The organism is Rhodovarius crocodyli, from assembly GCF_004005855.1.
Classification (GTDB): domain Bacteria; phylum Pseudomonadota; class Alphaproteobacteria; order Acetobacterales; family Acetobacteraceae; genus Rhodovarius; species Rhodovarius crocodyli.
This window is the reverse complement of record NZ_SACL01000003.1, coordinates 421,369-447,785: the sequence shown is the minus strand read 5'-3', so window position 1 is coordinate 447,785 and position 26,417 is coordinate 421,369. Positions and strand designations below refer to the sequence as shown.

Annotated in this window: 24 protein-coding genes; 15 read left to right on the top strand and 9 right to left on the bottom strand. The window is 70.9% G+C overall.

Translation table 11 applies throughout. From position 1 onward, the window contains the following. The first annotated feature begins 18 nt into the window (after positions 1–18). Positions 19–2,508, top strand: coding sequence for an ATP-dependent helicase HrpB (gene hrpB / locus EOD42_RS11315; RefSeq protein ID WP_127787623.1), 2,490 nt, complete (start codon positions 19–21; stop codon positions 2,506–2,508). Here the strand turns inward: hrpB and EOD42_RS11310 are convergent. The 3 genes from EOD42_RS11310 to EOD42_RS11300 all read right to left on the bottom strand — a co-directional run bounded on the left by EOD42_RS11310 (position 2,505) and on the right by EOD42_RS11300 (position 6,545). Then, positions 2,505–3,434 (bottom strand): WcbI family polysaccharide biosynthesis putative acetyltransferase, encoded by a 930-nt coding sequence (locus EOD42_RS11310; protein ID WP_127787622.1) that lies wholly within the window; start codon positions 3,432–3,434, stop codon positions 2,505–2,507. The genes hrpB and EOD42_RS11310 overlap by 4 nt on opposite strands. Positions 3,435–3,510: 76 nt before the next feature. Next, on the bottom strand, positions 3,511–4,545 hold the full coding sequence (locus tag EOD42_RS11305) for a S1C family serine protease (protein WP_127787621.1): 1,035 nt from the start codon (positions 4,543–4,545) through the stop codon (positions 3,511–3,513). Further along, positions 4,545–6,545: a 4Fe-4S dicluster domain-containing protein gene (locus tag EOD42_RS11300; protein WP_206020326.1), complete on the bottom strand. Its 2,001-nt coding sequence runs from the start codon at positions 6,543–6,545 to the stop codon at positions 4,545–4,547. Before EOD42_RS11300 ends, EOD42_RS11305 begins: the two co-directional genes overlap by 1 nt. A 61-nt stretch (positions 6,546–6,606) precedes the next feature. Between EOD42_RS11300 and EOD42_RS11295 the strand changes: the two genes are divergently transcribed. From EOD42_RS11295 to EOD42_RS11245, 10 genes are all read left to right on the top strand, one after another. Beyond that, a complete protein-coding gene (locus tag EOD42_RS11295; RefSeq protein WP_127787620.1) occupies positions 6,607–7,281 on the top strand; it encodes a biotin/lipoate--protein ligase family protein in 675 nt (224 codons plus the stop codon). Next, entirely contained in the window at positions 7,278–7,790 is a 513-nt protein-coding gene (locus EOD42_RS11290; protein ID WP_127787619.1) for a DUF6505 family protein, read from the top strand. Before EOD42_RS11295 ends, EOD42_RS11290 begins: the two co-directional genes overlap by 4 nt. Beyond that, the gene (locus EOD42_RS11285) at positions 7,787–8,809 is read left to right on the top strand and encodes a DUF6352 family protein (RefSeq protein WP_127787618.1); all 1,023 of its coding nucleotides are present in this window, start codon (positions 7,787–7,789) and stop codon (positions 8,807–8,809) included. The genes EOD42_RS11290 and EOD42_RS11285 overlap by 4 nt, the downstream gene beginning before the upstream one ends. Beyond that, positions 8,806–9,315, top strand: a complete 510-nt coding sequence (locus EOD42_RS11280) for a DUF3305 domain-containing protein (RefSeq protein ID WP_127787617.1) — start codon at positions 8,806–8,808, stop codon at positions 9,313–9,315. Before EOD42_RS11285 ends, EOD42_RS11280 begins: the two co-directional genes overlap by 4 nt. After that, positions 9,308–9,979, top strand: a complete 672-nt coding sequence (locus EOD42_RS26165) for a DUF3306 domain-containing protein (RefSeq protein WP_206020325.1) — start codon at positions 9,308–9,310, stop codon at positions 9,977–9,979. Before EOD42_RS11280 ends, EOD42_RS26165 begins: the two co-directional genes overlap by 8 nt. Positions 9,980–10,093: 114 nt before the next feature. After that, positions 10,094–10,906, top strand: coding sequence for a molecular chaperone TorD family protein (locus tag EOD42_RS11265; protein ID WP_206020324.1), 813 nt, complete (start codon positions 10,094–10,096; stop codon positions 10,904–10,906). Between the two features lies 1 nt (position 10,907). Then, positions 10,908–11,129, top strand: coding sequence for a twin-arginine translocation signal domain-containing protein (locus tag EOD42_RS11260; protein ID WP_127787615.1), 222 nt, complete (start codon positions 10,908–10,910; stop codon positions 11,127–11,129). Between the two features lie 12 nt (positions 11,130–11,141). Continuing rightward, entirely contained in the window at positions 11,142–14,087 is a 2,946-nt protein-coding gene (locus tag EOD42_RS11255) for a formate dehydrogenase subunit alpha (RefSeq protein WP_127787614.1), read from the top strand. 12 nt (positions 14,088–14,099) lie between these two features. Further along, entirely contained in the window at positions 14,100–14,696 is a 597-nt protein-coding gene (gene fdh3B, locus EOD42_RS11250) for a formate dehydrogenase FDH3 subunit beta (protein ID WP_127787613.1), read from the top strand. Further along, positions 14,696–15,922 (top strand): formate dehydrogenase subunit gamma, encoded by a 1,227-nt coding sequence (locus EOD42_RS11245; protein WP_240655124.1) that lies wholly within the window; start codon positions 14,696–14,698, stop codon positions 15,920–15,922. The genes fdh3B and EOD42_RS11245 overlap by 1 nt, the downstream gene beginning before the upstream one ends. 102 nt (positions 15,923–16,024) lie before the next feature. On the opposite strand, the gene ftsY is transcribed toward EOD42_RS11245, so the two are convergent. The 3 genes from ftsY to dapF form a co-directional block, all read right to left on the bottom strand. Then, complete coding sequence (ftsY, locus tag EOD42_RS11240) at positions 16,025–16,957, bottom strand: signal recognition particle-docking protein FtsY (RefSeq protein ID WP_240655139.1); 933 nt, start codon at positions 16,955–16,957, stop codon at positions 16,025–16,027. 310 nt (positions 16,958–17,267) lie between these two features. After that, positions 17,268–18,467: a radical SAM protein gene (locus EOD42_RS11235; RefSeq protein ID WP_127787612.1), complete on the bottom strand. Its 1,200-nt coding sequence runs from the start codon at positions 18,465–18,467 to the stop codon at positions 17,268–17,270. Then, positions 18,460–19,287, bottom strand: coding sequence for a diaminopimelate epimerase (dapF, locus tag EOD42_RS11230; RefSeq protein ID WP_127787611.1), 828 nt, complete (start codon positions 19,285–19,287; stop codon positions 18,460–18,462). The genes EOD42_RS11235 and dapF overlap by 8 nt, the downstream gene beginning before the upstream one ends. Positions 19,288–19,332: 45 nt before the next feature. Between dapF and EOD42_RS25910 the strand changes: the two genes are divergently transcribed. Further along, positions 19,333–20,103 (top strand): hypothetical protein, encoded by a 771-nt coding sequence (locus EOD42_RS25910; RefSeq protein ID WP_206020323.1) that lies wholly within the window; start codon positions 19,333–19,335, stop codon positions 20,101–20,103. Here EOD42_RS25910 and EOD42_RS11220 read toward each other — a convergent pair whose 3' ends face one another. Together EOD42_RS11220 and EOD42_RS11215 are read right to left on the bottom strand one after the other, a co-directional pair. Next, the gene (locus tag EOD42_RS11220) at positions 20,104–21,381 is read right to left on the bottom strand and encodes an MFS transporter (RefSeq protein WP_127787610.1); all 1,278 of its coding nucleotides are present in this window, start codon (positions 21,379–21,381) and stop codon (positions 20,104–20,106) included. Then, positions 21,382–22,548, bottom strand: a complete 1,167-nt coding sequence (locus tag EOD42_RS11215) for an acetyl-CoA C-acyltransferase (RefSeq protein WP_127787609.1) — start codon at positions 22,546–22,548, stop codon at positions 21,382–21,384. It abuts the gene before it with no gap. Positions 22,549–22,636: 88 nt separating this feature from the next. Here EOD42_RS11215 and EOD42_RS11210 point away from each other — a divergent pair, with 88 nt between their 5' ends. Together EOD42_RS11210 and EOD42_RS11205 are read left to right on the top strand one after the other, a co-directional pair. Further along, positions 22,637–23,206 carry a TetR/AcrR family transcriptional regulator gene (locus EOD42_RS11210; RefSeq protein WP_127787608.1) on the top strand — a complete coding sequence of 190 codons (570 nt, stop codon included), beginning with the start codon at positions 22,637–22,639 and terminating at the stop codon, positions 23,204–23,206. A 180-nt stretch (positions 23,207–23,386) separates the two neighbouring features. Continuing rightward, on the top strand, positions 23,387–24,919 hold the full coding sequence (locus EOD42_RS11205) for a GGDEF domain-containing protein (RefSeq protein ID WP_164867887.1): 1,533 nt from the start codon (positions 23,387–23,389) through the stop codon (positions 24,917–24,919). A gap of 4 nt (positions 24,920–24,923) precedes the next feature. Here the strand turns inward: EOD42_RS11205 and panE are convergent, their stop codons facing one another. Beyond that, positions 24,924–25,850: a 2-dehydropantoate 2-reductase gene (gene panE / locus EOD42_RS11200; protein WP_127787606.1), complete on the bottom strand. Its 927-nt coding sequence runs from the start codon at positions 25,848–25,850 to the stop codon at positions 24,924–24,926. Positions 25,851–25,928: 78 nt separating this feature from the next. Between panE and EOD42_RS11195 the strand changes: the two genes are divergently transcribed. Then, the gene (locus tag EOD42_RS11195; protein ID WP_127787605.1) at positions 25,929–26,369 is read left to right on the top strand and encodes a MarR family winged helix-turn-helix transcriptional regulator; all 441 of its coding nucleotides are present in this window, start codon (positions 25,929–25,931) and stop codon (positions 26,367–26,369) included. Positions 26,370–26,417 lie beyond the last annotated feature (48 nt).

Genomic DNA, 26,417 nt, shown 5'->3' with positions numbered 1-26,417 from the left:
CGCGATATCGGGGGCGCGATGCTTCCCGAACCCCATCTGCCGATCCATGAGGCCATCCCCGGCCTGCTCGCCGCGCTGAATGCCGGTTCCTCGGCCGTGCTGGTGGCGCCGCCCGGCGCGGGCAAGACCACGCTGGTGCCCATCGCGCTGCTGGACCAGCCCTGGGTCGCGGGCGGCCGCATCCTGGTGCTGGAGCCCCGGCGCGTCGCCGCCCGCGCCGCCGCACGCCGCATCGCGGAACTGCTGGGCGAGAAGCTGGGCGAGCGCGTGGGCCTGGCGACCCGGCTGGATCGCATCTCCGGCCCCGGCATGCGCATCGAGGTGGTGACCGAGGGCCTGCTCGTCCGCCGCCTGCAATCGGACCCCGGGCTGGATGGCGTCGCCGCCGTGCTGTTCGACGAGGCGCATGAGCGGCACCTGGACACCGACCTGGCCCTTGCGTTGTGCCTGGACCTGCAACGCAGCCTGCGCCCTGAACTGCGGCTGGTCGCGATGTCCGCCACGCTCGACGGCGCGGCCTTCGCCACCCTGCTGGGCGCGCCGGTCATCGAGAGCATGGGCCGCGCCTATCCTGTGGACGTCTTCCACCGCCCGCGCGAACTCAAGGACCACCGCGAACTGCCCGAGGCCATGGCCGGCACCATCCGCGAGGCGATGCGCGCCCATCCCGGCGACGTGCTGGCCTTCCTGCCCGGCTGGGGCGAGATCCGCCGCACCGCCGAGCGGCTGGGCGGGCTGGATGCCGACGTGCTGCCCCTGCATGGCGAATTGCCCCCCGCCGAGCAGGATCGCGCGCTCACGCCCGGCCCCCGCCGCAAGGTGGTGCTCGCCACCTCCATCGCCGAGACCAGCCTGACCGTGCCCGGCGTGCGAATCGTGGTGGATGGCGGGTTCCGCCGCGCGCCCCGGCTGGACCCTGCCTCCGGCCTCTCGCGCCTGACCACCCAGCGCATCAGCCGCGCGGCGGCCGAACAGCGCGCCGGCCGCGCCGGCCGCACGGAGCCGGGCGTCGCCTATCGCCTCTGGACCGAGGCGCTGCATCGCGGGCTGTTGCAGCAGGAAAAGCCCGAGATGCTGGAGGCGGAGCTCGCCTCCTTCGCGCTGGATTGCGCCGCCTGGGGCACCACCGCCGCCGAACTGCCGCTGCTGGACCAGCCCCCCGCCGGCACGCTGGCCGCCGCGCGGGCCGTGCTGCGCGCCCTTGATGCGGTGGATGCGCAGGGCCGCATCACGGATATGGGCCGCCGCATGGCGCGCCTGGGCACCCATCCGCGCTTCGCCCGCATGATGCTGGCCGCGAAGGACGAAGGCGAGCGCGCGCTCGCGGCCGACCTGGCCGCCCTGCTGGAGGAGCGGGACCCGATCCGCGACCGCGAGGCCCCGGCCGAGATCGCCCAGCGGCTGGAACTGCTGCATGGCATGGACCACCCGAATGCGGACCGCGCGACGATCCAGCGCATCCGCCGTTCCGCCGAGCAGCACCGCCGCCGCCTGGGGCTGAACAGCCGCGCCCTGCCGGGCGGCGAGGCCGGGCCGCTGCTGGCCGCGGGCTTCCCGGACCGCATCGCCGCCCGGCGCGGCGTGATGGAAGGCGCCTTCCGGCTGGCGGGGCTGGAGGCCTATGGCGGCGCCGCCGGCCCCGGCGCGCGGACCCTCGCCAACGACCCGCTGCGCAAGGCGCCCCTGCTGGCGGTGGCGGAGCTGGAACTGGCCGGCACCGATGCCCGCATCCGCATGGCGGCACAGCTGGACCTCGCCTTGCTGGAAGCCCGCTTCCCCGAGCGCCTGCGCTGGGAGGAAGGGGCGATGCTGGACGCCCGCACCGGCAGCGTCTCCGCCCGGCGCCGCCGCCTGTTCGGCCCCCTGGTGCTGGAGGACCAGCAGAGCCCCAACCCCGACCCCGCCGCCCTGGCCGAAGCCCTGGCGCGCGCCGCCGCCGAGCGCGAATTGCGCGACCTGGACTGGACCGAGGCCGCGAAGCAGCTGCAGGCCCGCGTGGCCCGGATGCGCGCGCTGGACGGCGAGGCCTGGCCCGACCTGTCCATGCCCACCCTGATCGCCACGGCGCGGGAATGGCTGCCGGTATGGCTCGGCGGCATGACGAAGCTGTCGGAGCTTCGGGGCCTCGATACCCACAGCCTGCTGGCCGGCACGCTGAGCCAGGAACAGCGGCGCGCGCTGGACAAGGAACTACCGACCCGCCTGCCGCTGCTGGCCGGGCGCAGCGCCGGGCTGGACTACACGCAGGAAGTGCCGCGCCTGGAGGCCCGTGCCCAGCACCTGTACGGCATGACGGCCACGCCGGTTCTGGCGGGCGGGCGGGTGCCGCTGCATATCTCGCTGTTGAGCCCGGCCGGGCGGCCCATCGCCATCACGGGCGATCTGGCGGGGTTCTGGGCGGGCGGCTGGCTGGATGCGCGCAAGGATATGCGCGGGCGCTATCCGAAGCACGACTGGCCGGAAAACCCGGCGACGGCGCACCCCCCGCCGGACAAGCCCAGGCGCTAGACGAGGTACTTCCCGAACACAGCCCGGCATTCCTCACGCATGAAATGCAGCTGATGCGCCCGCAGCAGCTGCTCACGCGGGGCCTCGGCCAGCGCCTTGTACTGCCCCGCGATCAATTCCTTCAGGCTCAGCAGCGGCGTGGGCGTGTCGCCCATGGATTGCGGCTTGAAGCCATAGAAGCCGGGCGTCGGCAGTCCGTGATGGCGCGCGATTTCCGGATAGATCGGCCAGATCGGCGCATGGGCCAGGTGGTTGAACAGATAGCCGTCGTCGATCGGAAACCGCTCCACCGGCACGCCCAGGCTCTCCAGATGGTCCAGGATGCGGTTGGCATAGACCCAGGTGAGGAAGTTGTTGGGGTGGTTCACGCTGAGGAAGCCGATGCGCTCCCGCACCAGCCGGCCCATTTCCTCGGCGAAGACCACATCCACCGCCTCCTCGCGCCGGCGGAACTCCTGCAGCGAGGCATCGAACTGGTCGAAATACTTCAGCGCGGCGAAGGTGCGGTCGTTGAACAGCGCGAGGCATTCCTGCTCCGACACGCCGGCCACGAAGGCGAAGAACACGAGCTGGCTGTGATAATCCCCGAGCGGCCCGCGCATCCGGCTCCAGAGCCCGCCCAGATAGGTCAGATCCGGGTGGTAGCCCGTGAAATACAGGTTGTGGATGGTGACGAAGCGGGTGCCGCGCGTGGCCTCGCGCAGCAATGGTGTCTCCAGCCCCAGGAATTCCTTGCTGAGATTGACCGTCATCACGATGTCGGATTGCCGGGCCTGCTCGATGCAGGCCTGGATGCTTTCCTCCTTGCGGTCATGCGGGATGGTGTGGACCGCGAAACCGTCGAAGGCGATGCTGGGGCAAAGGAGCGAAAGCGCGTGCTTGGTCGTCTGTACCTGACAGTTGTTGATGATCAGGCACTTCAGCATCGTCTACGGCCCCGCATTCCTGGTCATTCTTTCCTGCGATCAGGCATCATGGGTCAATGCGGGGCCCGGGCCAAGGCTAACGCTCACACCGGATGAACATGGTGGAGCGATGGGCGACGTCCCCGACATCGGGCGCGCTCATCTCCGCCCCCCTGCTTTCGGCCCGTTGCGGCGTGATCTGGGCGCGCTGCAGGAAGGTCGTCACCGCCTCCAGCCGCACCGCGAAATTCACGTTCTGGGCGATGTCGCCGGTGCGCTGGGCCACCCGCTGGGCGTTCAGCTTGGCGACCACCACGCCCACCAGATTGCCGTGCATATCCAGCAGCGGGCCGCCGGAATTGCCGGGCTGCACCTCTGCCGAGATCTGGATCTGGTTGGGGTTGTCGCCCAGCCCCGCCAGGCCGTTCACCTCCCCGCGCGTCAGCTTGGGGTCGGATGACAAAAGACCCGCCAGCGGGAAGCCGTAGGCCACCACGCCCTCACCCCGCCGGACATTGGGGGCGCTGCGCAAAGGCAGCACCGGGGCGTTCAGCCCGGGCACGTTCAACAATGCGAGATCGAGCTGCGCATCGACCCGGGCGGGCGGCACGGCGGCCAGCCAGCGGCCCTCGGGCGTGCGGATGATGATGCGGTTGCAGCCGTTCACCACATGCTCGTTGGTCATCACGCGCTCTGCCGCGACCATGAAGCCGCTGCCGGTGGAAACCCGCTGGGCACCGCGGTTGGGCTCGGCCGGGCGCGCGTTCGCGGGGGGCGGCGGGGGCGCCTGGGGGGCCGCGGCCTCACGCGGTTCCAGCGTGCGGTTGGCGCAGATGTCCTGGTTGCGCAGCACCGATTCGCGCCCGTCCGCCAGCACCAGCCGCAGGTCGAAGCGGCAGGCCGCGCTGTCGTTGGGCGTGACGCGGAAGCCCGCATTGTTCGGCAGCGGCCGGCCGGGCGTCAGCAGGGAATTGCCCCAATCCCCGCCCGTGCCGCGCGGGGTGCGCACGGCGAACAGGCCGGTGGCGTCCTGGCCGGTGCGGTTCACCACGCGGAAGCCTGCCTGCTGGTCCTGGGCGAAAACGGGTGTGCTGGCCAGCAGCAGGGCTGCAAGGGCGATGCGGCGCAACATCAGTGCTTCGTCTCCTGGTTCGCTCTTTGGGCGTCGCGGAGGTAGTCCTCCGTCGTGCGGGTGTCGGGCCTGGTGGGGCCGGCATAGGGGTCCAGCCCGCCGGTCGTCGCCTCGATGGCGCGGCAGTCCTCGCACAGTTCCAGCACGGCCAGGCGCTTCGGGTCGGTGAACATCCAGTGACCGCTGGCGGCCAACTTCTGCTTCACGCGCTCCACGCTGCTGCGGGTGCCGAACGGCTTGCCGCAATGGCGGCAGGGCATGGGCTCCTCGCGCTTCACCACGCGCGGCTCCCGCGCCTCGGGCGCGAAGTTCAGGCGCGGCTCCAGGGTGATGACCTTCTCCGGGCAGGTGGCGGCGCACAGGCCGCACTGCACGCAGGCATCCTCCAGGAAGGACAGCTCCGGCGCGTCGGGGTTGGAGCGGAAGGCGCCGACCGGGCAGACCATGGTGCAGGCCAGGCACAGGGTGCAGCCGTCGGCCTTCACCTGCGCCGCGCCGAAACCCGCCAGCGCGGGCAGGGGCAGTGCGGGGATGGCGCTGCCGCTGGCCCCATGCAGGGCACGCAGGCTGCGCAGCGCGACCTCACGCGGGGCACCGATCGCCAGGGCCTCATCCGGCTTCCAGACCGCCTTCAGGCTAAGGCCCGCCAGCGCGTCGCCCAGGGTGAAGGGGTCGTCCGTCTCGATGGCGGCGGCGCGTTCGCCCAGGCCCAGCCCGGCCGTCACGGCATTCAGCGTCTCGATGTTGCGCAGCACGCCCTCGGCCCCTTCCGGGCGGCGGGCGGGCATCAGCACGCGCAGGCCGGCCGCGCCCCAGGCGGTGGCGGCGGCCAGGATCGACAGGTCGATCTGCGTCGCCTCGTTCACCCGCACGGGAATGACGCGGGCCGGCAGGCCGTCACCGTGGCGGGCCAGCGCCTCGATCATCGCCTCGCCCTTCTCGGCATGCAGCAGCAGCACCGGGTGCTCGCCGCCGGCGCGGCGATAGGCCTGCAGCCCCGCGCGGATGCGCTGGCCAAGCGCCTCGGCCGGCGGCAGGGCATAGCGGGCGGCACCCGTGGGGCAGACGGCGGCGCAGGAACCGCAGCCGGCACAGATCTCGGCCGAGATGGCCACGCTGTCCTTGCCCGGCGTGATGGCGCCGGTCGGGCAGACATCCAGGCAGCGGCTGCAGCCCGTGCGGCGGTTGCGCGAATGGGCGCAGAGGCTGTCGGTGAAGGTGACGAAGCGCGGCTTCTCGAATTCGCCGATCAGGGACTGGGCGCGCAGCACCACTTCCAGCACGGCCGCCGGGTTGGCGGGGTCCGCGCGCAGATAGCCGTCACGGGTCTCGTGGAACAGCGGGGCACCACCGGTCAGGTCCAGCACGATGTCGCAGCGGCTGCGCGCGCCGTCGCGGGGCGTGCCCCAGCGATAGGCGGCGCGGGAGGACGGGATGGGGGCCGCATAGCCGTTCACCACCAGCTCGAACGCGCCCAGCCAGCCGGTGGCCTGGGCCACCCGCCCCGCCAGGATGGGAAAGGGCGTGGAGGAGGCGGGCTGCACATCCTCCTGCCCGGTCAGCAGCACGGTGATGTCCAGCGTCTCGGCCAGGCGGCGGGCGGCGTCGATCGCGACCTCGTCCCGGCCCAGCACCAGGCACACGCCCTGGCTTTCCATCGCCACCACCGGCGTCGCGGGCATCGGCACCTGCGCCATGGCCAGCAGCGCCGCCATCTTGGCCGAGGCATCGCGCCCCTGGCGCGCCCAGCCCGCATTCTCGCGGATGTTGACGAAGGTGAGGTCGGCTTCCTCGCCCTCCTGCTCGAAGGTCGGTGCCTCCTGGGTGCAGGCGACCGTGATGGGCCGCCCTTCCGCCAGCGCCGCCTGGAACCGGTCGAGCTGGGAGCGGCACAGGTGTTCCGCCCCGCGCAGTTCCACGCCCGGGCAGCCCCGGCGGATCAGCGCCAGGTCGGGTTCCATCGTGTCTTCGCAGCTGCAGACAAAGGCGATGCGGTTCATGCGGTTTCCAGCGGTGCTCCGGGTGCCTATATCGGGGCGGCCCTGCCGGGGGAACAGAGACATGCTGCAACTTCCCAGCCTTTTCCGCCCTGTGCCCTTGCGAGAGGGCCAGGACGCGATGCGCGCCGCCGTCGAGCTGGCGCCCGAGGAAGGCGCGCCCGCGCCCTCTCGCGGGGCGGGCACGCTGTGCTTCGTGCGCGCCGCCGGCCGTGTGGAGGCCGCGGTGGTGCTGGAACCCGACATGCCGCTGCGCCAGGCGCGCATCGCCCGCCATGTGGCGGCCAACGCCCTGGCCGATGCGCTGGTGGTGCTGGGCCCGCCGGAGCTTCCGGTGGAGCTGCGCTGGGACGGCACGGTGGTGCTGAACAGCGGCGCCGTGGGCCGGCTGCACCTGGCCGCCGCCCCGGCGGCCGAGGATGAGGTGCCCGAATGGCTGGTGGTGGGCTTCACCTGCCGCCTCGCCTTCCCGCCCGGCCATGAATCGGGCCTGCTGCCCGGCGAGACCGCGCTTTCCGAGGAAGGCTATGAGGATGTGGACGCGGAGGCCGTGACCGATGCCTGGGCGCGGCATTTCCTCTCGGGGCTGGACGAATGGCAGGCGCGGGGGCCGGATCGCGCCTTCCGCAACCTGATGGCGCGCCTGCTGGACCATGCCGGGGAAAAGCGCGGCATCGACCCCGCCACCGGCGGGCTGGTACTGGAACGCGACGGCGTGCGAGAGATCTTCCCGCTGTGACCCTTCTGCCCCGCACCCTCAGGCTCGATCCTTCCGACAGCGTGATATTCCCGGCCGCCGCCGCGCCGGGGGAATGGGCCGTGCCCGGCGGCTTCTGCTTCTGGGACGACACGGAGGAAACCCTGCAGGGCAAGCGCCGCCAGGCCTTCCGCGCCGGTTTCCTGGGGCTGGCCAGCTTTGGCTGGTCCACCCTGGTCGAAGTGGCGGAGGCCACGGACCGCGAGGCGGTGGTGGCGGCACTCGCCGCGCATATCCTCTCGGCCTATGGCGCGCCCGACCCCACCGCCGCCCGCGCCGCGGCCGAGGAGGAGATCGCCTTCGCCGAAAGCCTGTGCCAGGGCCATGCGCCGGGCACGGTGCTGGCCCTGGAACGCGCGCTGGAAAAGGGCGAGGTGCGGGAACGCTTCCGCACCCTGCACCGTCGCCCTGCCTCACTGAACAGCCTGCCGGTGTTCGCCATCGAGGAGGTGGACGAACCCGTGGAACGCCCGGACCTGACCAAGCTATGAGCCTCTCCCTGCTGCCCGGCGACTTCTGGGTCGCCTCAGGCCACCATCTGTGCGACCGCGACGCCGACGGACGGCTGGTGGCCACCCCCGATCTGTGGCGCGCCTTCCTGGCCCGGCCGGAGCTGGTGCCACCCGAGGAAGCCTGCGACGCCGAGCGCGCCCTGCACGCGGCGCTGATGGCGGACCCGCTGGCCGAGGCCGATCCCTCCCCCCTGGAGGATGCCGACGCGCGGGAGAACTGGCAGGTGTTCCTGGCCTTTCGTGCCCGGGTGCAGCGCCACGCCAGCATCGAGGCCGCCTGGTGCGCCTTCTACCGGGAAGGTGTCGCGGGCGTGCCGCCCATCTTCCTGCAGATGCTGACGCATCTGGTCGCGCGGGCCGCGCTGGACGGCGTGACGGACACGCACATCCTGCGCGCCGGCGAGCTGTTCTTCCGCAGCCAGCGCGTGGCCATCACCCATGGCGCCACCCTGCTGGCCGATGAGGAGATCGTGGACGCCAAGGCCGCCGACGGCGACCTGGGCGCGCTGGGCCGCCTGCTGACCGAGGCCGGCGCCACCCCGCGCGAGGTGGAGCTGGACGTGCTGTCCGAGGCGAATGCCACCCAGTACTGGGCGCGCTCCGACGCGCATGACTTCGCGCTGGACATCGCTGAGACGCGTGACGGCCAGAAGGCGCTGGCCCGCGCGCTGGAACGCTTCATCGGCCATGTGCTGGGCATCGGCGTGACCATCGAGCCGGCGGCGGTGATCGAGGACGCCCACTGGTCCTGGCATGTGGGGCTGGATGCCGAGGCATCGCGCATCGCCAACGGGCTGTGGGAGGGCAAGAAGCTGCCCCAGGCCGATCTGGCGCGCATTATGTGGCTGGGCGTGCTGCGCTTCACCGATGAATCCCGCGTGCTGGAAAAGCAGCGCGGCAAGCCCTGCTACCTGGCATTGGCGATGGACCGGGCCCAGGTGATCCGCATGAAGCCGCAGAACCTGGTCACGGGCCTTCCGCTGGAATCCGTGCAATGAGCGTGCCGCCCCTGGCCAGCATCGTGGTGGGGGTGCTGGCGGAACGCCGCCCCGCCGTGACCCGCTGGGTCGATCATGTCTGGGCCGTGACCGACGTGCTGCTGGACCCGCCGGACATGGCGCCCTGGACCGTGCTGCATGAGCAGGACGGCACCACGCGCTTCTTCGCCGGCACGGCGGAGCTGGACCTGTTCCGCACCGAGACCGACAACCTGAAGCACAACACGGAGGCGCCGGACCCGCGCATCTGGGTGGTGCTGCGCCCCGGCGAGGGCGAGCCCGGCATGCTGCTGCAGCGCGTGACGGTGGACCCCGGCGAGGCGCATCTGTTCGCCGATGTCGGCAACGACCACCTGGAATCCCTGCCCATGCCCGCGCCGCTGCTGGAGGCCATCCGCGCCTTCGTGGCGCGCCACCATGAGGAACGCCAGTTCTTCAAGCGCAAGCGCGACCGGGCGGACCCGGAGGCGCTGGGCCGGCGGATGACGGATTTCGACGATGAGTAAGGAAGGAGGGAGCGAGGAAGGCGGCTTCCTTTCCCGCTGGTCGCGCCGCAAGCGCGGGCTGGAGGTCGCGGAACCCACCCCGAAGCCCGTGCCGGAATCAGTGCCCAAGCCGGTGGCTGAACCCGTGGCGGCAGCCCCGGAGCCCGTGCCCGCGCCGGAACCGGAACCGGAACCGGAATTCGACCCCGCCACCCTGCCCGATATCGAGACGCTGACGGCGGAGAGCGATTTCTCGGCCTTTCTGAAGAAGGGCGTGCCGGAGGCGCTGAAGCGCCTGGCCATGCGCCGCGCCTGGAGCCTGGACCCGGCCATCCGCGACTTCATCGGCCCTGCCGACTATGCCTGGGATTTCAACGCCCCCGACGGGGTGCCGGGCTTCGCGCTGGAGCTGGGCGGCGACGCCAAGCGCCTGCTGGCCCATGCGGTGGGCCAGCTGGAGGAATACGACGCGGCCCTGGCGAAGGAGCGCGGCGAGGCCCCGCCCGAGCCGGAACCGGAGCCGGTCATTGCCGAGCCGGAACCGGTGTCCGAGGAGGAGGAGCCCCCCCTGGAGCCGATCAGGCTTTCCATGCCCGAAGTGGAAACGCCGCCGCCCGCGCCACCCGCGCCCGCGGAAAGGCCGGCGCCCGCCAGGCGGCGGCACGGCGGCGCGTTGCCCGAGTAACGCGCCAGTATTTGAAATTGATAATCATTCTCAATTAACGTCAATGACGTGTTGCAGTGCAATGAAACTGCACCATTTCTTGACCTGCGTGCAAAGATATTGCACTCATCCCCGGTGGGCACAGAACTGTATCAGGTCGGCACCGACGCCGCGGTAGCGGCGGTCGGGGGCATCGACGCCTTCCAGGCAAAGATCGGCGTGTCCCGCCGCACGGTTTTCGTGTGGAAACAACAGGGAATCCCGGCCGAGCGCGCGCCCGAGATCGAGGCCCTGACCGGCATTCCCCGCCACATCCTGCGCCCGGACCTCTGGCCCTCCCCGCCCGCGCAGGACGTTCCCGAAGCCGACCTGCTGAACGAGAATCGGGCCGGCGCCTTCGCCCTGCTGGGCGCGCTGACGGCCATCGAGCCCGATCGGGCCCTGCTGCGCCTGGTGGCCGGGCTGCCGGGGGATGACAGCACCATCGGCACCGCCATCGCGGAGTTGTCGGCCGCCGCCGCGCGCGTCTCGCCGAAGGCCGTCGAGCGCGAATATTTCGACCTGTTCGTGGGCGTCGGCCGGGGCGAGATCCTGCCCTATGCCAGCTACTACCTGACGGGTTTCCTGCATGAGCGCCCGCTGGCAGAGCTGCGCGCGACGCTCTCGGCCCTCGGCGTGCGCCGCCAGGACGGCGTGCCGGAACCCGAGGACCACATCGCCTTCGTGGCCGAGACCATGGCCGGGCTGCTGCGCGGCGAGATCGCCTCGATCCCGGGCATGGGCCCCGACGAATTCTACGCCAGGCATATCCGCCCCTGGGCGGGCCGCCTGTTCGCCGACCTGCTGGCCAGCCAGCGAGCCGATTTCTACCGGGCAGTGGGCGGCTTCGGCCGCGCGCTGCTGGACATCGAGAACGCGGCAGCCGCCCTGCCGCTGGGAGCATCCTGACATGACCGAGAACGCAAAACCCAAGGACGAGCGCCGCGGCTTCCTCAAGGTTCTCGGCATAGGCACGGCGGCGGCGGTCGTCGCCGACAGCGCCCTGGCCCAGCGCGCGGACAGCGTGCCGGCGCGCGATGCCCGCAAGGAAAACGCCGCCCAGCGGACCGCCGCCCGCTACAACGCCAACAGCGCCGACGTGCAGGCCTTCTACCGCACGAACCGCTACTGAGGACCCCGCGCCATGCTCATCAAACGCAGTGACGGCAAGGCCGCGAAGCAGCGCCTGGCTTCCGCCTATCAGGGGCTTTCGGCCGGTGCGCTCGACCGCCGCGGCTTCCTCAAGCAGGCCGGCGTGGCGGGCGCCGGGCTCGCCGCCTTCTCCGGCCTCAAGCCGCGCATGGCCGAAGCGGCCGGCGCCGGCGCCGGCGTGCTGGACCATTCCCAGCCCGTGCAGCGCATCAAGAACGTCTGCACCCATTGCTCGGTCGGCTGCACCGTGACGGCGGAGGTGCAGAACGGCGTGTGGGTCGGCCAGGAGCCCAGCTGGGACAGCCCGATCAACCGCGGCACCCACTGCGCCAAGGGCGCCTCGGTGCGTGAGCTGGTCCATGGCGACCGCCGCATCAAGTACCCGATGAAGCTGGTCGGCGGTCAGTGGCAGCGCATCAGCTGGGACACCGCGATGAGCGAGATCGCGGAGAAGCTGATGGCCGTGCGCCAGGCTTCCGGCCCCGATTCCGTCTTCTGGCTGGGCAGTGCCAAGTTCAGCAACGAAGGTGCCTATCTGTACCGCAAGCTCGCGGCGTTCTGGGGCACCAACAGCGTCGATCACCAGGCGCGCATCTGCCATTCCACCACGGTCGCAGGTGTCGCGAACACCTGGGGCTATGGCGCGATGACGAACAGCTACAACGACATCCGCAACGCCAAGACCATGATCATCATGGGCGGCAACCCGGCGGAGGCGCACCCCGTCTCGTTGCAGCACGTTCTCACCGGCAAGGAGATCAACCGCGCGAACCTGATCGTCATCGATCCGCGCTTCACCCGCACCGCGGCGCACGCCACCGAATACGTGCGCATCCGCCCGGGCACCGACATCCCCATCATCTGGGGCATGCTGTGGCACATCTTCCAGAACAACTGGGAGGACAAGCAGTTCATCGCACAGCGCGTCTACGGCATGGACGATGTCCGCGCCGAGGTGGCCAAGTGGAACCCCGAGGAAGTGGAGCGCGTGACCGGCGTGCCCGGCGCGCAGCTGCGCAAGGTGGCCGAGATCTTCGCCACCCAGAAGCCCTCCACCCTGATCTGGTGCATGGGTGCCACCCAGAAGACGGTCGGCACCGCCAATGTGCGCGCCTACTCCATCCTGCTGCTGGCCACCGGCAATGTCGGCAAGCCGGGCACGGGTGCGAACATCTTCCGCGGCCACTGCAACGTGCAGGGCGCGACCGACTTCGGCCTCGATGTCACCTCCCTGCCCGGCTACTACGGCCTGGATGAGGCGGCGTGGCGCCACTGGTCGCGCGTGTGGAACGTCTCCTACGAGAGCATGGTCTCGCGCTTCGACAGCCCGGCCATGATGACCACGCCCGGCATCCCGACCACCCGCTACTTCGATGCCATCACCCTGCCGAAGGACCAGATCCAGCAGCGTGACCGCCTGAAGGCGATGGTGGTGTTCGGCCATGGCGGCAACACCGTCACGCGCATGCCCGAAGCGGTGAAGGGCCTGGAGGCACTGGACCTGCTGGTCGTGGCCGACCCGCACCCGACCACCTTCGCGGCACTCAGCAACCGGCGCGACGGCACCTACCTGCTGCCGATGTCCACCCAGTTCGAGACGAACGGCAGCCGCACCTCCTCCAACCGCTCCATCCAGTGGGGCAGCCGGGTGGTGAAGCCGATCTTCGAATCCCGCACCGACTATCGCGTGATGTACGACCTGTGCCGCGCGATGGACACGGCGGCCGAGCGCCGGAACATGACCATCCGCTTCACCGCGGACATGTTCAAGCGCATGGAGATCGTCGAGGGCGAGCCCAGCGCCGAGAGCATCCTGCGCGAGATCAACTACGGCTCGCTCAGCACCGGCTACTCGGGCGTGAGCCCGGAGCGGCTGAAGCTGCACATGCAGCACCAGGACCAGTTCGACCTGGTGACGCTGCGCGCCAAGCCCGACGCGCCGGAAGCCATCCGCGGCGACTTTTACGGCCTGCCCTGGCCGTGCTGGGGCACGCCCGAGATGCGCCACCCCGGCAGCCATGTGCTCTACAACACCGAGCTCCACGTGAAGGAAGGCGGCGGCACCTTCCGCGCCCGCTTCGGCGTGGAGCGCGAGGGCAAGACCCTGCTGGCTGAGGGCAGCTACTCCAAGGGTTCGGAACTCACGGACGGCTACCCCGAATTCACCGTGCCGGTGCTGAAGCGCCTGGGCTGGTACGATGAGCTGACGGCCCAGGAAAAGGCCGTGATCGAGGGCATCGGCGGCCCCGGCGGCGGCAATGTCTCCTGGGCGACGGATCTGTCGGCCGGCATCATCCGCGTGGCGATGGAACATGGCTGCCTGCCCTATGGCAACGCCAAGGCCCGCGCCAATGCCTGGAACCTGCCGGACCCCGTGCCCGTTCACCGCGAGCCGATCTACACCCCGCGCACCGACCTGATCGACAAGTACCCGACCCTGCCCGACCGGCGCGGCTTCCGCCTGCCGCATCTGGGTGTTTCGGTGCAGAACCGCTCGAAGGAAGTGGCGCGCGACTACCCGATCATCCTGTCCTCCGGCCGCCTGGTCGAATACGAGGGCGGCGGCGAGGAAACCCGCTCCAACCGCTGGCTGGCGGAACTGCAGCAGGACATGTTCGTCGAGATCAACCCGGCCGATGCCGCCAGCCGCAACATCCGCGACGGCGGCTGGGTGCTGGTGCGCGGCCCCGAAATGCCCGCGGGCAAGTTCATCAAGGTGAAGGCCATGGTGACGGAGCGCGTGGGGCGCGGCGTGGCGTGGATGCCGTTCCACTTCGCCGGCTGGTTCATGCAGGAAGACCAGCGCGGCAAATACCCGCAGGGCACGGACCCCATCGTGCTCGGCGAGTCGGTGAACGCCGTCACGACCTATGGCTATGACCCGGTGACCTTCATGCAGGAAACCAAGGTCACGCTCTGCCAGATCCAGGCTGCCTGAGGAGGAACGACCATGGCACGCATGAAATTCCTCTGCGACAGCGACCGTTGCATCGAGTGCAACGCCTGCGTCACGGCCTGCAAGAACGAGCACGAGGTGCCCTGGGGCATCAACCGCCGCCGCGTCGTCACCATCAATGACGGCAAGCCCGGTGAGCGTTCGATCTCCATGGCGTGCATGCACTGCACGGATGCGCCCTGTGCCGCCGTGTGCCCGGTGTCGTGCTTCTACACGACGGCCGACGCCATCGTGCTGCACGACAAGGACCTGTGCATCGGCTGCGGCTATTGCTTCTACGCCTGCCCGTTCGGCGCGCCGCAGTATCCGCGCGTCGGCAACTTCGGCGGCCGCGGCAAGATGGACAAGTGCACCTATTGCGCGGGCGGCCCGCAGGCCGACAACACGCTGGTGGAATACACCCAGTACGGCGCCAACCGCATCGCGGAAGGCAAGCTGCCGCTCTGCGCCGAGATGTGCAGCACCAAGGCGCTGCTGGCCGGCGACAGCGACATGATCGCCACGATCTACCGCGAGCGCGTGCAGAAGCGCGGCTACGGCTCCGGCGCCTGGGGCTGGCGCACCGCCTATCGCGAGACGCTGGGAGCCTGATGATGCGTACTACCCTCGCCCTGTTGGCGATGCTGGCGGCGACGCCCGTTCTCGCCCAGCCTGCCTCGACCCAGCCTGCCGGCCCTTCGGCCACCCAGGCCCCGCAGCAGCAGCCCCCGCACCCCGGCGCGCCCGAGGTGCAGGCCCCGGTGCCCGAGGCCGGCGCCGGCCGAGGCGCCCCCGGCGCCGGCCAGGTGCCCGCCACGACCGAGCCCGGCCGCACCACCCCGGCCCAGCAGCCGGTGGCCCCGCAGCAGCCTGCGGCGGCGGCGCCGACGCCTGCCCCGGCCCAGCCTGCCCCCGCCCCCTTCGGCGATCGCGGCCAGCCTGACGCGGCCGAACTGGAACTGATGGCCACCCTGCGCGGTGAGCGCATCAGCGGCCGCATCTCCATCCCGAACCAGACCGCGGCCAACCTGATCCAGCCCGCCGGGCGTTCCTGGCGCGAGTACCATAACGTGACGCTCGCCTGGGTGGGCGGCATCGCGGTGCTGGGCATGCTGGCGATCCTGGCGGTGTTCTACTTCACCCGCGGGCGCATCCGGATGGAGCACGGCTATTCCGGCCGCACCATCACCCGCTTCAACATCCTGGAGCGCGCGAACCACTGGATGGTGGCCAGCTGCTTCATCATCCTGGGCCTGTCGGGGCTGAACCTGACCTTCGGCCGGCACCTGCTGCTGCCCATCATCGGGCCGGAAGCGTTCACCGCCCTCAGCACCTGGGGCAAGCTGGCGCACAACTTCCTGGCCTTCCCCTTCACGCTGGGCATCGTCGTGATGCTGCTGCTGTGGGCGAAGGACAACATCCCGAACAAGCTGGACATCGTGTGGTTCAGGATGGGCGGCGGGCTGGTCGGCAAGGGGCATCCGCCCGCCGGCCGCTTCAACGCCGGCCAGAAGATGGTGTTCTGGATGACCGTCATCGGCGGCGGCCTGGTCGCGGCCAGCGGCTATCTGCTGGTCTTCCCCTTCACGGTCACCAACATCGAAGGCCAGCAATGGGCCCATATGGCGCATTCGCTGATCAGCGTGCTGATGATCGCGGGCATCCTGGCCCATATCTACATCGGCAGCCTGGGCATGGAGCATGCCTTCGACGCGATGGGCAGCGGCCAGGTGGACATCAACTGGGCGCGTGACCACCACTCCCTGTGGGTGGAGGAAGAGCTGGCCAAGGCGCGGGCAACCGTGGCCAAGGGCGCGAAGGCCGCAGGGGCGGATTGATTGCAGGGGGCTTCGCCCCTGCCACCTGGGCCAAGCGGCATCCAACAAAAATGGCGCCCTGCCGGAGACGGCAGGGCGCCAATCTTTTTAGGCCGCCAGTCTTTATCCCAGCCCCATCAGTGACCTGGCGAAATCCTGTGCCTCGAACGGCCGCAGGTCATCGGCCTTCTCACCCACGCCGACCATGTGCAGCGGGATGGCGAATTCCTGCGCCAGCGCCACCACCACACCGCCCTTGGCCGAGCCGTCCAGCTTGGTCACCGCGATGCCGGACACGGCCACCAGTTCCTTGAACACGCGGGCCTGCTGCACGGCGTTCTGGCCGGTGGTGGCATCCAGCACCAGCAGCACGGAATGGGGCGCGGTCTCGTCGATACGACGGATCACGCGCACCACCTTGGCCAGCTCCTCCATCAGGGCTGATTTGTTGTGCAGCCGGCCGGCGGTGTCGATCAGCAGCACATCCATGTTCTCATCGCGCGCGCGGGCCAGCGCGTCATAGGCCAGGCCCGCGGCGTCGGCGCCCTGCTTGACCGGGGCCACCACCGGGCAGCCGGTGCGCTCGCCCCAGATCTGCAGCTGCTCCACGGCGGCGGCGCGGAAGGTGTCGCCGGCGGCGAACATGACGTTCTTGCCCTCGGCCCGCCATTGCTGGCCGAGCTTCGCGATGGTGGTGGTCTTGCCCACCCCGTTCACGCCCACCACCAGCACCACATGCGGCTTCCTGGCCGGATCGATGGCCAGGGGGGTCGCGACGGGCGCGAGGATGGCGGTGATCTCCTCGGCGAGCGCGGCCTTCACTTCCTCGGCCGTCACTTCCTTGCCGAAGCGGGTCTGGCGGAACTTCTGCACGATGCGCTGGGATGCCGACACGCCGATATCGGCCATGATCAGCGTCTCCTCCAGCTCCTCCAGCGCGGCCTCATCCAGCTTCCGCTTGGTGAAGACGCTGGCGATGTTGTCGGTCAGCTGGCGGGTGGTGCGCGTGAGCCCGGCCTTGAGGCGCGAGAAGAAACCGCGCGGCTGCTCAGGCACCGGGTCGGGCGCGGGGGGCGGCGGGTCGCGCAGGGGTTCGGGCGCGGGCGGTGACGGCGGCAGGGGCAGCGGCGCCGGCTCGGGCGCCGGAGGCGGCACTTCGGCCGGCTGCGCCGGAGGCGGCACTTCAGCCGGCTGCGCCGGAGGCGGCACTTCAGCCGGCTGCGCCGGCGGGGCTTCCACCGGCGGTTCCGCCAGCAGCGTATCGGACACCTCCGCCGCGATCTCAGGCGGCAGATCCACCGCTACCTCACGCGGGGCTTCCGCCACCGGGGCCGGCTCATTCTTGCCGGTCATGCGGTTCCAGAGGTCACGCAGCGCCATGGGTCAACTCCTCGGCCAGCAGGGTGGCGCCCTCTCGGGCCGTGACGCGCACCGGGTGCATCGCACCGCGCATGGCTTCGCCGCGCAGCAGGCGCAGGCGCAGGCCATGGGCGGTGGTCGCCTCGGTGGCGGTTTCGAACATCGCCTGTTCCAACGAGCCCAGGCGGGATTCGGCGAAGGCCTCCGCGCTGGCGGCACCGGCCGCGCGCAGCTCGGCGGCCCGGGCGCGCCCGACCGCCGCCGGCAGGGCCGGCATGCGCGCCGCCGCCGTGCCCGGCCGGGCAGAATAAGGAAACACATGCAGCGCCGCCGGCCGCAGCGCCGCGATCAGCGCCAGGTTGGCGGCATGGGCCGCCTGGTCCTCGGTCGGGAAGCCCGCGATCAGGTCGGCGCTGATCGCCATGTCCGGCCGGGTGGCGCGGGCGCGTTCGGCCAGCGCCTCGGCTGTCCCGGCCCCGTGGCGGCGGCGCATCCGCTTCAGCATCAGCCCGTCGGCATGCTGGGCCGACAGATGCAGGAAGGGCGCCAGCCGTTCCTCATCCCGCCACAGCGCCCACAGGCCCTCAGGGATCGCGGCCGGGTCCAGCGAGGAGAGGCGCAGCCGCGCCAGCCCCGGAATGGCCAGCACGGCGCGCGCCAGCTGGGCCAGGTCCTGTCCATCGGCCTGCCAGCTCGCCAGATCCACCCCGGTCAGCACCACCTCAAGCTGGCCGCGCGCCACGGCCTGGCGGGCGGCGCCCAGCACGGCCTCCAGGCCCATCCCGCGCGACGGCCCGCGCGCGATGCGGATGACGCAGAAGGTGCATTCATGGTCGCAGCCCTGCTGCACCTCCAGGAAGGCGCGGGCACGGCGGGTGGTGGCGGCCGGGGCGACCTGCATGTCCGGCGCACCCCAGGCGGCGGGCGAGAGTTTTTCGGCATTTCCCAACACCCGCGCCACGCCGGGCAGCGCGGCCCAGGCATCGGGCGCCAGGGTGGCGGCGCAGCCGGTGACGATGATGGGCCGCCCCGGCGCCTCGCGCGCCGCGCGGCGGATGGCCTGGCGCGCCTGGGCCTCCGCTTCCGCCGTGACGGCGCAGGTATTGACGATCAGCGCATCACGTAGCCCGCCGGCGGCGGCCAGTGTGGCCATGGTCTCGGCCTCCGCGCCATTCAGGCGGCAGCCGAGGGCCAGCGTCTCAGGCATCAAGGAGGGCGGCATCCAACTCGCCCATGAAAGACAGCGCGGTGGGGCCTTCCATCAGAACGTGACCATCCTCGCGCCAGGTGATGGTCAGCGTGCCGCCGGGCAGTTCCACGGCGGCGCGGCGGCCGGTCAACCCACGCCGATGCGCGTTCACCAGCGTGGCGCAGGCACCCGACCCGCAGGCCAGCGTCAGCCCCGCCCCGCGCTCCCACACCCGCAGGCGGATATGCTCGGGTGAGACGATCTGCGCGAAGCCGATATTGGCGCGGTCGGGGAAGATGGCGGCATGTTCCAGGCGCGGCCCGATCACGTCCAGCGGCAGCGCCCAGGGGTCATCCACGAAGAAGGTCGCGTGCGGGTTGCCCATGGAACAGGCCGCGGGGTCGCTCACGGCGCCTTCGGACAGGTCCAGGTGCAGGGTGTCGGCCTCATGCGCCAGGGGCACTTCCTGCCAGCCCAGCCGGGCGGGGCCCATGTCGATCTCGATCAGCCCGGGCGCCGAGACGCGCGCCGGCAGCAGGCCAGAGATGGTCTGGATCACGCCCGTTTCGCTGCCGGTTTCCTCGAACAGGATGCGCGCCACGCAGCGGGTCGCGTTGCCGCAGGCCCCGGCCTCGCTGCCGTCCGGGTTCAGGATGCGCATGAACACGTCACCGTCAGGCGCGTTTTCCAGGCGGATGATCTGGTCCGCCCCCACCCCGCGGTTGCGGTCCGCGAGCCAGCGCGCGCCGGCCTCCGAGATCGGAAGCGGCGTCTGGCGGGCATCGAGGATGACGAAGTCATTCCCCGCGCCATGCATCTTGCGGAAGGGTGTAGGCATAGGCTGCATATAGGATGATGCGGCGGGCCGCGCTATGTGGGGTGCATGAAGCACGCATGCCGGAACCTCATCATCCTGCTGCCGTTCGGCCTCATCGGGGGCCTCGCGGGTTGCGGGAACTCCTATTCCGCCAATGAATACGCCCAGCGGGCGGTGCAGCAGGCCAACAAGGTCAGCCAGGGCACCATCGTGGGCTTCCGCCAGGTGCGGATCTCGGCGGACGGCACCACGGGCGCCGCCTCGGGTGCGGCGGCCGGCGGCGTGCTGGGGGCTGCGGCCGGCGGCAACCGCGTGACGGATGCGCTGGGCGCGGTCGGCGGCGCGCTGGTGGGCGGGCTGATCGGCACGGCGGCGGAACGCGCGGCCAACAACGCCGACGGCATCGAATACATCGTGCGCAAGGCGAACAATGAGCTGGTCAGCGTGACCCAGCGCGACATCGTCCCCCTGCCGGTCGGCGCGCGGGTGCTGGTGATCGAGGGCGCGCAGGCCCGCATCGTGGCCGACTACACCAACGTGCCGGTGCCGGAGCCCGCCGCCCCTGCCACGCCCGCCCGCGTGCAGGGCCCGCGCCGCGACCCGCCGGCCCCGGTGGCCGAGACCCTGGCCGCCCCGGCCGCGCCTGCCACCGAGGCGCCCGCTGCGGCCACGCCTGCCGGCGATGCGCCGGCCCCGGTCGCCGCCCCTGCCCCCGCCGCCGAGGCCCCCGCCGCACCGGGCGACCCGGGTGCCGCCGCCGGCGTGGCCCCGGCCCAGCTGCTGCAGAACCTGCCGGAATGGCTGCGCAACCAGCCGGGCCTCACGCTCACGCGCTGATCACGCCCGCGCGGTGCGGCGCAGGCTGACCACCAGCCCCGCCGCCACCAGGCACAGGGCGCCCGCCACGAAGAAGGCGGGCAGGTAGGTATCGAAGGTGGTGCGGCTGAAGCCGCCGCCGAATGCCGCGCTCGCCGCGCCGATCTGGTGGCCGGCGAAAATCCAGCCGAACACCACATTGGCGCGCTCTCGGCCGAACCGCTCGGCCACCAGCTTCACCGTGGGCGGCACGGTCGCGATCCAATCGAGGCCATAGAACATCGCGAACAGCGCCAGGCCGTAGAAGGAGAAGTCGCTGAAGGGCAGCGCCAGCAGCGACAGCCCGCGCAGCCCGTAATACCAGAACAGCAGCCAGCGGTTGTCGTACCGGTCGGACAGCCAGCCAGAGCCCACCGTGCCGAAGAAGTCGAAGATGCCCATCATGGCCAGCACGCTGGCGCCCGCCACCGCCGCCATGCCGTAATCGCCGCACAGCGCGATGAAATGGGTCTGGATCAACCCGTTGGTGCTGGCGCCGCAGATGAAGAAGGTGGCGAACAGCACCCAGAAGGTGGCGTTGCCCGAGACGTCACGCAGGATCACCAGCGGGGAGGCCAGCAACTGGCCCAGCCCGCCATGCGCCACGGGCGGCGGGGGTGCCACGGCCGTGTCGCCATAGGCCGGCAGGCCCAGCTCAGACGGGCGTTCCCGCATCACCAGCATCACCACCGTGACGGCGGCCACCAGCATGGCGCAGACGAAGCCCAGCGAGACGCGCCAGCCCAGGCTCTCGGTCATATGCGCCAGCAGCGGCAGGAACAACAGCTGGCCCGTGGCGGAACTCGCGGTCAGAAAGCCCAGCACCAGCCCGCGCCGGTGGCTGAACCAGCGTGTGGCGACGGTCGCCCCCAGCACCATGGCCGTCAGCCCGGTGCCCAGCCCCACCACCACGCCCCACAGCAGCACCAGGTGCCACACCTGGTTCATGAGCAGCGACAGCAGCAGGCCCGAGACCACCACGCTCATCGCCGCCAGCATCATGCGCCGCACGCCGAAGCGGTTGATGAAGGCCGCGGCGAAGGGCGCCACCAGCCCGAACAGCGCGAAGCGGATGGCCAGCGCCGAGGAAATGTCGGCCGTGCGCCAGCCGAACTCGCGTTCCAGCGGCACGATGAACACGCCGGGCGCGCCCACGGCGCCGGCGGTGACCAGCATGGTCAGAAAGGTGGCGGCGACGACGGCCCAGCCGTAGTGCCAGTTCCGCCGGCCCATCCAGCCGGCAAGCGCGTTCGAGAGCATTCAGTGGATCCGTTCGATGGCGATGGCGGTGGCCTCGCCACCCCCGATGCAGAGGGAGGCGACGCCGCGCTTCAGCCCGTGCCGCTGCAAGGCGTGCAGCAGCGTGACAATGATCCGCGCGCCGGTGGCGCCGATCGGGTGGCCCAGCGCGCAGGCGCCGCCATGGATGTTCAGGATGTCGCGCGGGATGGACAGGTCCTTGGCGGCCGCCATGGGCACCACGGCGAAGGCCTCGTTGATCTCGAACAGGTCCACGTCGCCGATGCTCCAGCCCGCGCGCTCCAGCAGCTTGCGGATCGCGGGGATGGGGGCCGTGGTGTACCAGGCGGGTTCCTGGCTGTGGGCGGCGTGGGCGCGGATCTCGGCCAGCATGGGCAGGCCCAGCTTCTCGGCCGTGGAGCGGCGCGTCAGCAGCAGCGCCGCCGCCCCATCGGCATTGGCCGAGGCGCTGGCGGCGGTGATGGTGCCATCCGGCCGGAAGGCGGGCTTGAGGCTGGGAATGCGCTCGGGCTTCACCTTCAGGGGGTGCTCGTCGGTATCCACCTCCCCCACCGGCACGATCTCGGCACGGAAGGCGCCTTCCTCGATGGCGCGGCGCGCGCGGGTCAGCGTCTCGATCGCGTAGGCATCCTGGTCCTCGCGGCTGAACTGGTAGGCCTCGGCCGCGGCCTCGCCGAAATCGCCCATGGAGCGGCCGGGCTCATAGGCGTCCTCCAGCCCGTCCAGCATCATGTGGTCGATCAGCCTGTCATGGCCGGCGCGGTAGCCGGTTCGGGCGCGGGCCAGCAGGTAGGGGGCATTGGACATCGCCTCCATCCCGCCCGCGATCACCACATCGGCGCTGCCGGCGCGCAGCAGGTCATGGCCCAGCATGGTGGCCTTCATGCCGCTGCCGCACACCTTGTTGACGGTGGTGGCGCCCACCGCATCCGGCAGGCCGGCACCGCGCAGCGCCTGGCGGGCGGGCGCCTGGCCCTGGCCGGCGGGCAGCACATTGCCCATCAGCCCCTCATCCACCAGCGCCGGGTCCAGCCCCGCGCGGGACAGCACGGCGCGGATGGCCGTGGCCCCCAGCGCGTGCGCCGGCTGGGGCGACAGCGCCCCCAGATAGCGGCCGAGCGGCGTGCGCGCGGCGGCGGCGATGACGATGGGATCGACAGAGGACATGATGGCCCTTTCGCACAGGGCCACCCGTCGGCCCTGGCAATTAGATGATAGTCATCATAAATACCGTCAAGAGCTCAGGAGCACCGACATGCGCGTCAGCAAGGCCCAGGCTGAGGAGAACCGCCGCCGCGTGGTGACGCGCGCGGCTGAGCTGTTCCGTGAGCGCGGCATCGACGGCATCGGTGTGGCGGAGCTGATGCGCGAGGCCGGGCTGACCCATGGCGGCTTCTACGGCCAGTTCGAGTCCAAGGAGGCCCTGACCGCCGAGGCGGTGGCCGAGACCATGCGCCATTCCCACGACCGCTGGCGCGCGACCATGCAGGGCGCCGAGGCGCCCATCGCGGCCCTCCTCCAGCGCTATCTGACGTCCAGCCACCGCGACATGCCCGGCAAGGGCTGCATGCTGCCGGCCCTGGCCGCCGATTCAGCCCGGCGCGGCGGCCCCCTGCGGGAGGCCTTCACCGAGGGCGTGCGCGGCTACCTCGCGCTGCTGGAGGAAGCGGCCACGGGCGAGACGCCGCAGGCACGCCGCCAGAGGGCGCTCGGCACCCTGTCCGCCATGGTGGGCGCGCTGCTGCTGTCCCGGGCGGTGGAGGATCCGGACCTGTCGGATGATCTGCTGGAGGCCACCAGAGCCATGGTGAGCCCCGGGGAATAAGTATCTTTATTCAGAATAATCGAGGGATTGAGAATCATGCCGCGGCGAGTATTTCGCGCGCGCAGCATTTCACGAATGATCGCGCCACGCTGACAAAAATGAGATTTTCCCTCATGGGATTAACGTGGCATCCGACTTGGTAAAAGCATACGCACAGGCTGTGCAAGTCGGATGGAACAGATGCGTAAACCGAAATGGTTTGGCCCGGGTATGCGCCACGGGCTGGCGGTTGCCGCCATCTGTGCCGCGGTCGGGCTGACCGGCGCGCTGCTGCTGCTGCGCGCAGAGCGCTACCGCCTGATCGCCACCGACGGAGAGCGTCTTGCCGTCTATGCCCAGACCATGGCGCAGCGCCTGGACAACGGGCTGACGGACTGGGCGCGCGATGTCACCCAGCTCACCCGCTTCGAGACCTTCGGGCGCGAGCCGCCGGAACCCGCCTCCGCGCGGCGCCTGCTGGAGGATCTGCGGGACCGCTCGCCCACCTTCTCCTGGATCGGTTTCACCGGGGTCGATGGCCGGGTGATCGCCGCGACCGACGGGCTGCTGGAAGGCGTGGACGTCTCGGGGCGGCCCTGGTTCCGGCCCGGCCTGGCCGGAAGCTTCCTGGGCGATGTCCACCCCGCCGTCCTGCTGGCGCGGCTGCTGCCGCAGGAACGCGGCGGCGGCGAGAATGCCTATTTCGTCGATGCCGCCGCCCCCGTGCACAGCCGCGATGGCCGGCTCCTGGGCGTGATCGCCGGCCACCTGACCTGGCGTTGGGCCCAGCAGGTGGCCAGTGAGACGGCGATGCTGGCGCCCTGGCAGCCGCCGCCGTCGCTGCATGTGGTCGCGGCAGACGGCATGGTGCTGCTGGGCCCCGACAATGAGCGCGGCCGCCCCTGGCCGGTGCCCTTGCCGGGCGGCCCGCGCAACTGGCGTGAGACCGACATCCCCGGGCAGGCCGCCTCCGTGACGGCCGTGGGCCGTGCCGAGGGCGCGCCCGACCGCCAGCACCTGGGCTGGGCCGTAATCGCGCAGCGCGACCGGGCGGAGGTCCTGCAGCCGCTCTGGTCCTTCGGCGCCTGGCTCGGGCTGGGTGTGCTGGTGCTGGCGATGCTGGGCGGGTGGCTCGCGGGGCGCAATGCCGGGCGCCTGGGCAGCACGCTGCGCGGGGTGCTCGGCGAGGGGGGCGACGAAAACATCGCCGCCCGGCTGACCAAGCTGCGCGACCAGGCCCAGCGTGACCCGCTGACCGGGCTGCTGAACCGCCAGGGCTTCCAGAGCTGGTGCGAGACCAACCCCCGCCTTGCCGAAGGCTGCGCGGTGGTCGTGCTGGACCTGGACGGCTTCAAGCCGATCAACGACCGCCACGGCCACGCCGCCGGCGATGCGGTGCTGCAGGGCATCGGCGCCTGGCTGCAAGGCAATCTGCGGCGGGAGGATGCGGCCGTCCGCCTGGGCGGCGACGAATTCCTGCTGTGCCTGGCCGGCCCCGCGCCGCAGGCGGCGGAGACGGCGCATGAGGTGGGCGCCCGGCTGCACGCCGCCCTGCGCGACGGCCTGCCGACGCCGGTGGGGCCGCTCAGCCTGGGTTGCAGCCTGGGCGTCGCGCGCGTGCCCGACGAGACGCCGAGCATCGAGGCCGCGATCGTCCTGGCCGACCAGCGCCTCTATGCGGTGAAGGAGCACCGGTACCGGACCGGCGCCCTCAATGCCCGCCGCCAGGCCTGATGCGTCAGGCCTTGGCTTCGATGCGGTTCTGATACACGCGCAGGTGGCTGTAGACGGCCGCCAGCATGGGCGTGGCGATGCCTGCCTCACCCGCGCGCTTCAGCAGGTCTCCCACGATCTGGTCGGCCTCGATCGGCAGGCCGCCGGTCAGGTCGCGATACATGGAGGACGCCGAGGCCGAGCCCTTCTTGGTCAGCATGGCGCGGGTCTCCTCGACATAGGCCTCGCCCGGGGGGCTGCCGGAGGCACGGGCGATCGCCAGGATCTCCTCATACACCGCGTTGACGAAGGCGACGCCGCCGGGGGTGGCCTCGATCTCGCCGATCGTGCCGCGCATCAGGCAGGTGACGCAGCCCAGCGTGGACAGCATCAGCCACTTCTCCCACAGGTCGCGGCGGATGTTGGAGGACAGGGTGGCGGTGAAGAAGGCGCCCTGCATGAAGGCATCCAGCGCCTGCATGCGGGCGGAGACGCTGCCGTCATGCTCGCCGTAGATCAGCTGCTGGAAGGGGCCGAGCTGCTTCACGCGGCCCTCGGCATCCAGCGTGGTCGCGACCTTGCACAGGCTGCCCGCCACCTTCTCCGCCCCGAAGCGCGCGGCCAGCGTGTCGAAATGCCGCATGCCGTTCAGCACGGGCAGGATGGTCGTGCCGGCACCCACGGCGGCGGCCATGTCGTCCATGGCGGAATCCAGCGCGAAGGCCTTCACCGTCAGCAGGATGGCATCGTATTCGGGCTTCAGCGCATCGGCCGTGACGACCTGCGGCTTCACGGTGAACTCGCCGGTGGTGGCCAGGATGGTCAGGCCCTTCTCACGCACCTGCGCGGCGCGCTTCGGGCGCAGCAGGAAAGTGACGTCCTTGCCGGCCTCCGCCAGGCGGCCGCCGAAATATCCGCCGGTCGCACCGGCTCCCACCACCAGCAGACGCATCCGATACTCTCCGTCATGTCTTGATATGGGCATATGCCCCTATTGCGATGAAAGGCCCGCATCGCCATCCTGTCAATCATGGCAGACGTCCTCCGCTGCAACGGCACATCCCTGCGCCGCGCCACGCGCCGCGTGTCACAGCTGTATGACCAGGTGCTGGCACCGGTCGGGCTGAAATCCACCCAGCGCAGCATCCTGATCGCGGTGTCGCGGCTGGGCAGCCCCGGCATGGGGGAACTGGCGGCGGCGCTGGTGCTGGACCGCTCGGCGCTGGCGCATAACCTGAAGCCGCTGGAACGCGACGGGCTGCTGCGCGTGACCCCCGACCCGGCCGACCGGCGCGGCCGCCGCGTGGCACTGACCGAGGCCGGCGAGGAACGGCTGGCGCAGTCCCGCGTGCTGTGGAAGCAGGCGCAGAAGCGCTTCGAGAAAGCCTTCGGGAAGGACGAGGCGGCGGAATTGCGCGAAGCGTTGGCGAAGATCGCGAGCATGGAGTTCGCGGAGGCGTTTCTGCGGTGAAGGCGGGGGCGTTGCCCCCGGCCCCCAGTCAGGGGCAAATCCCCTGAC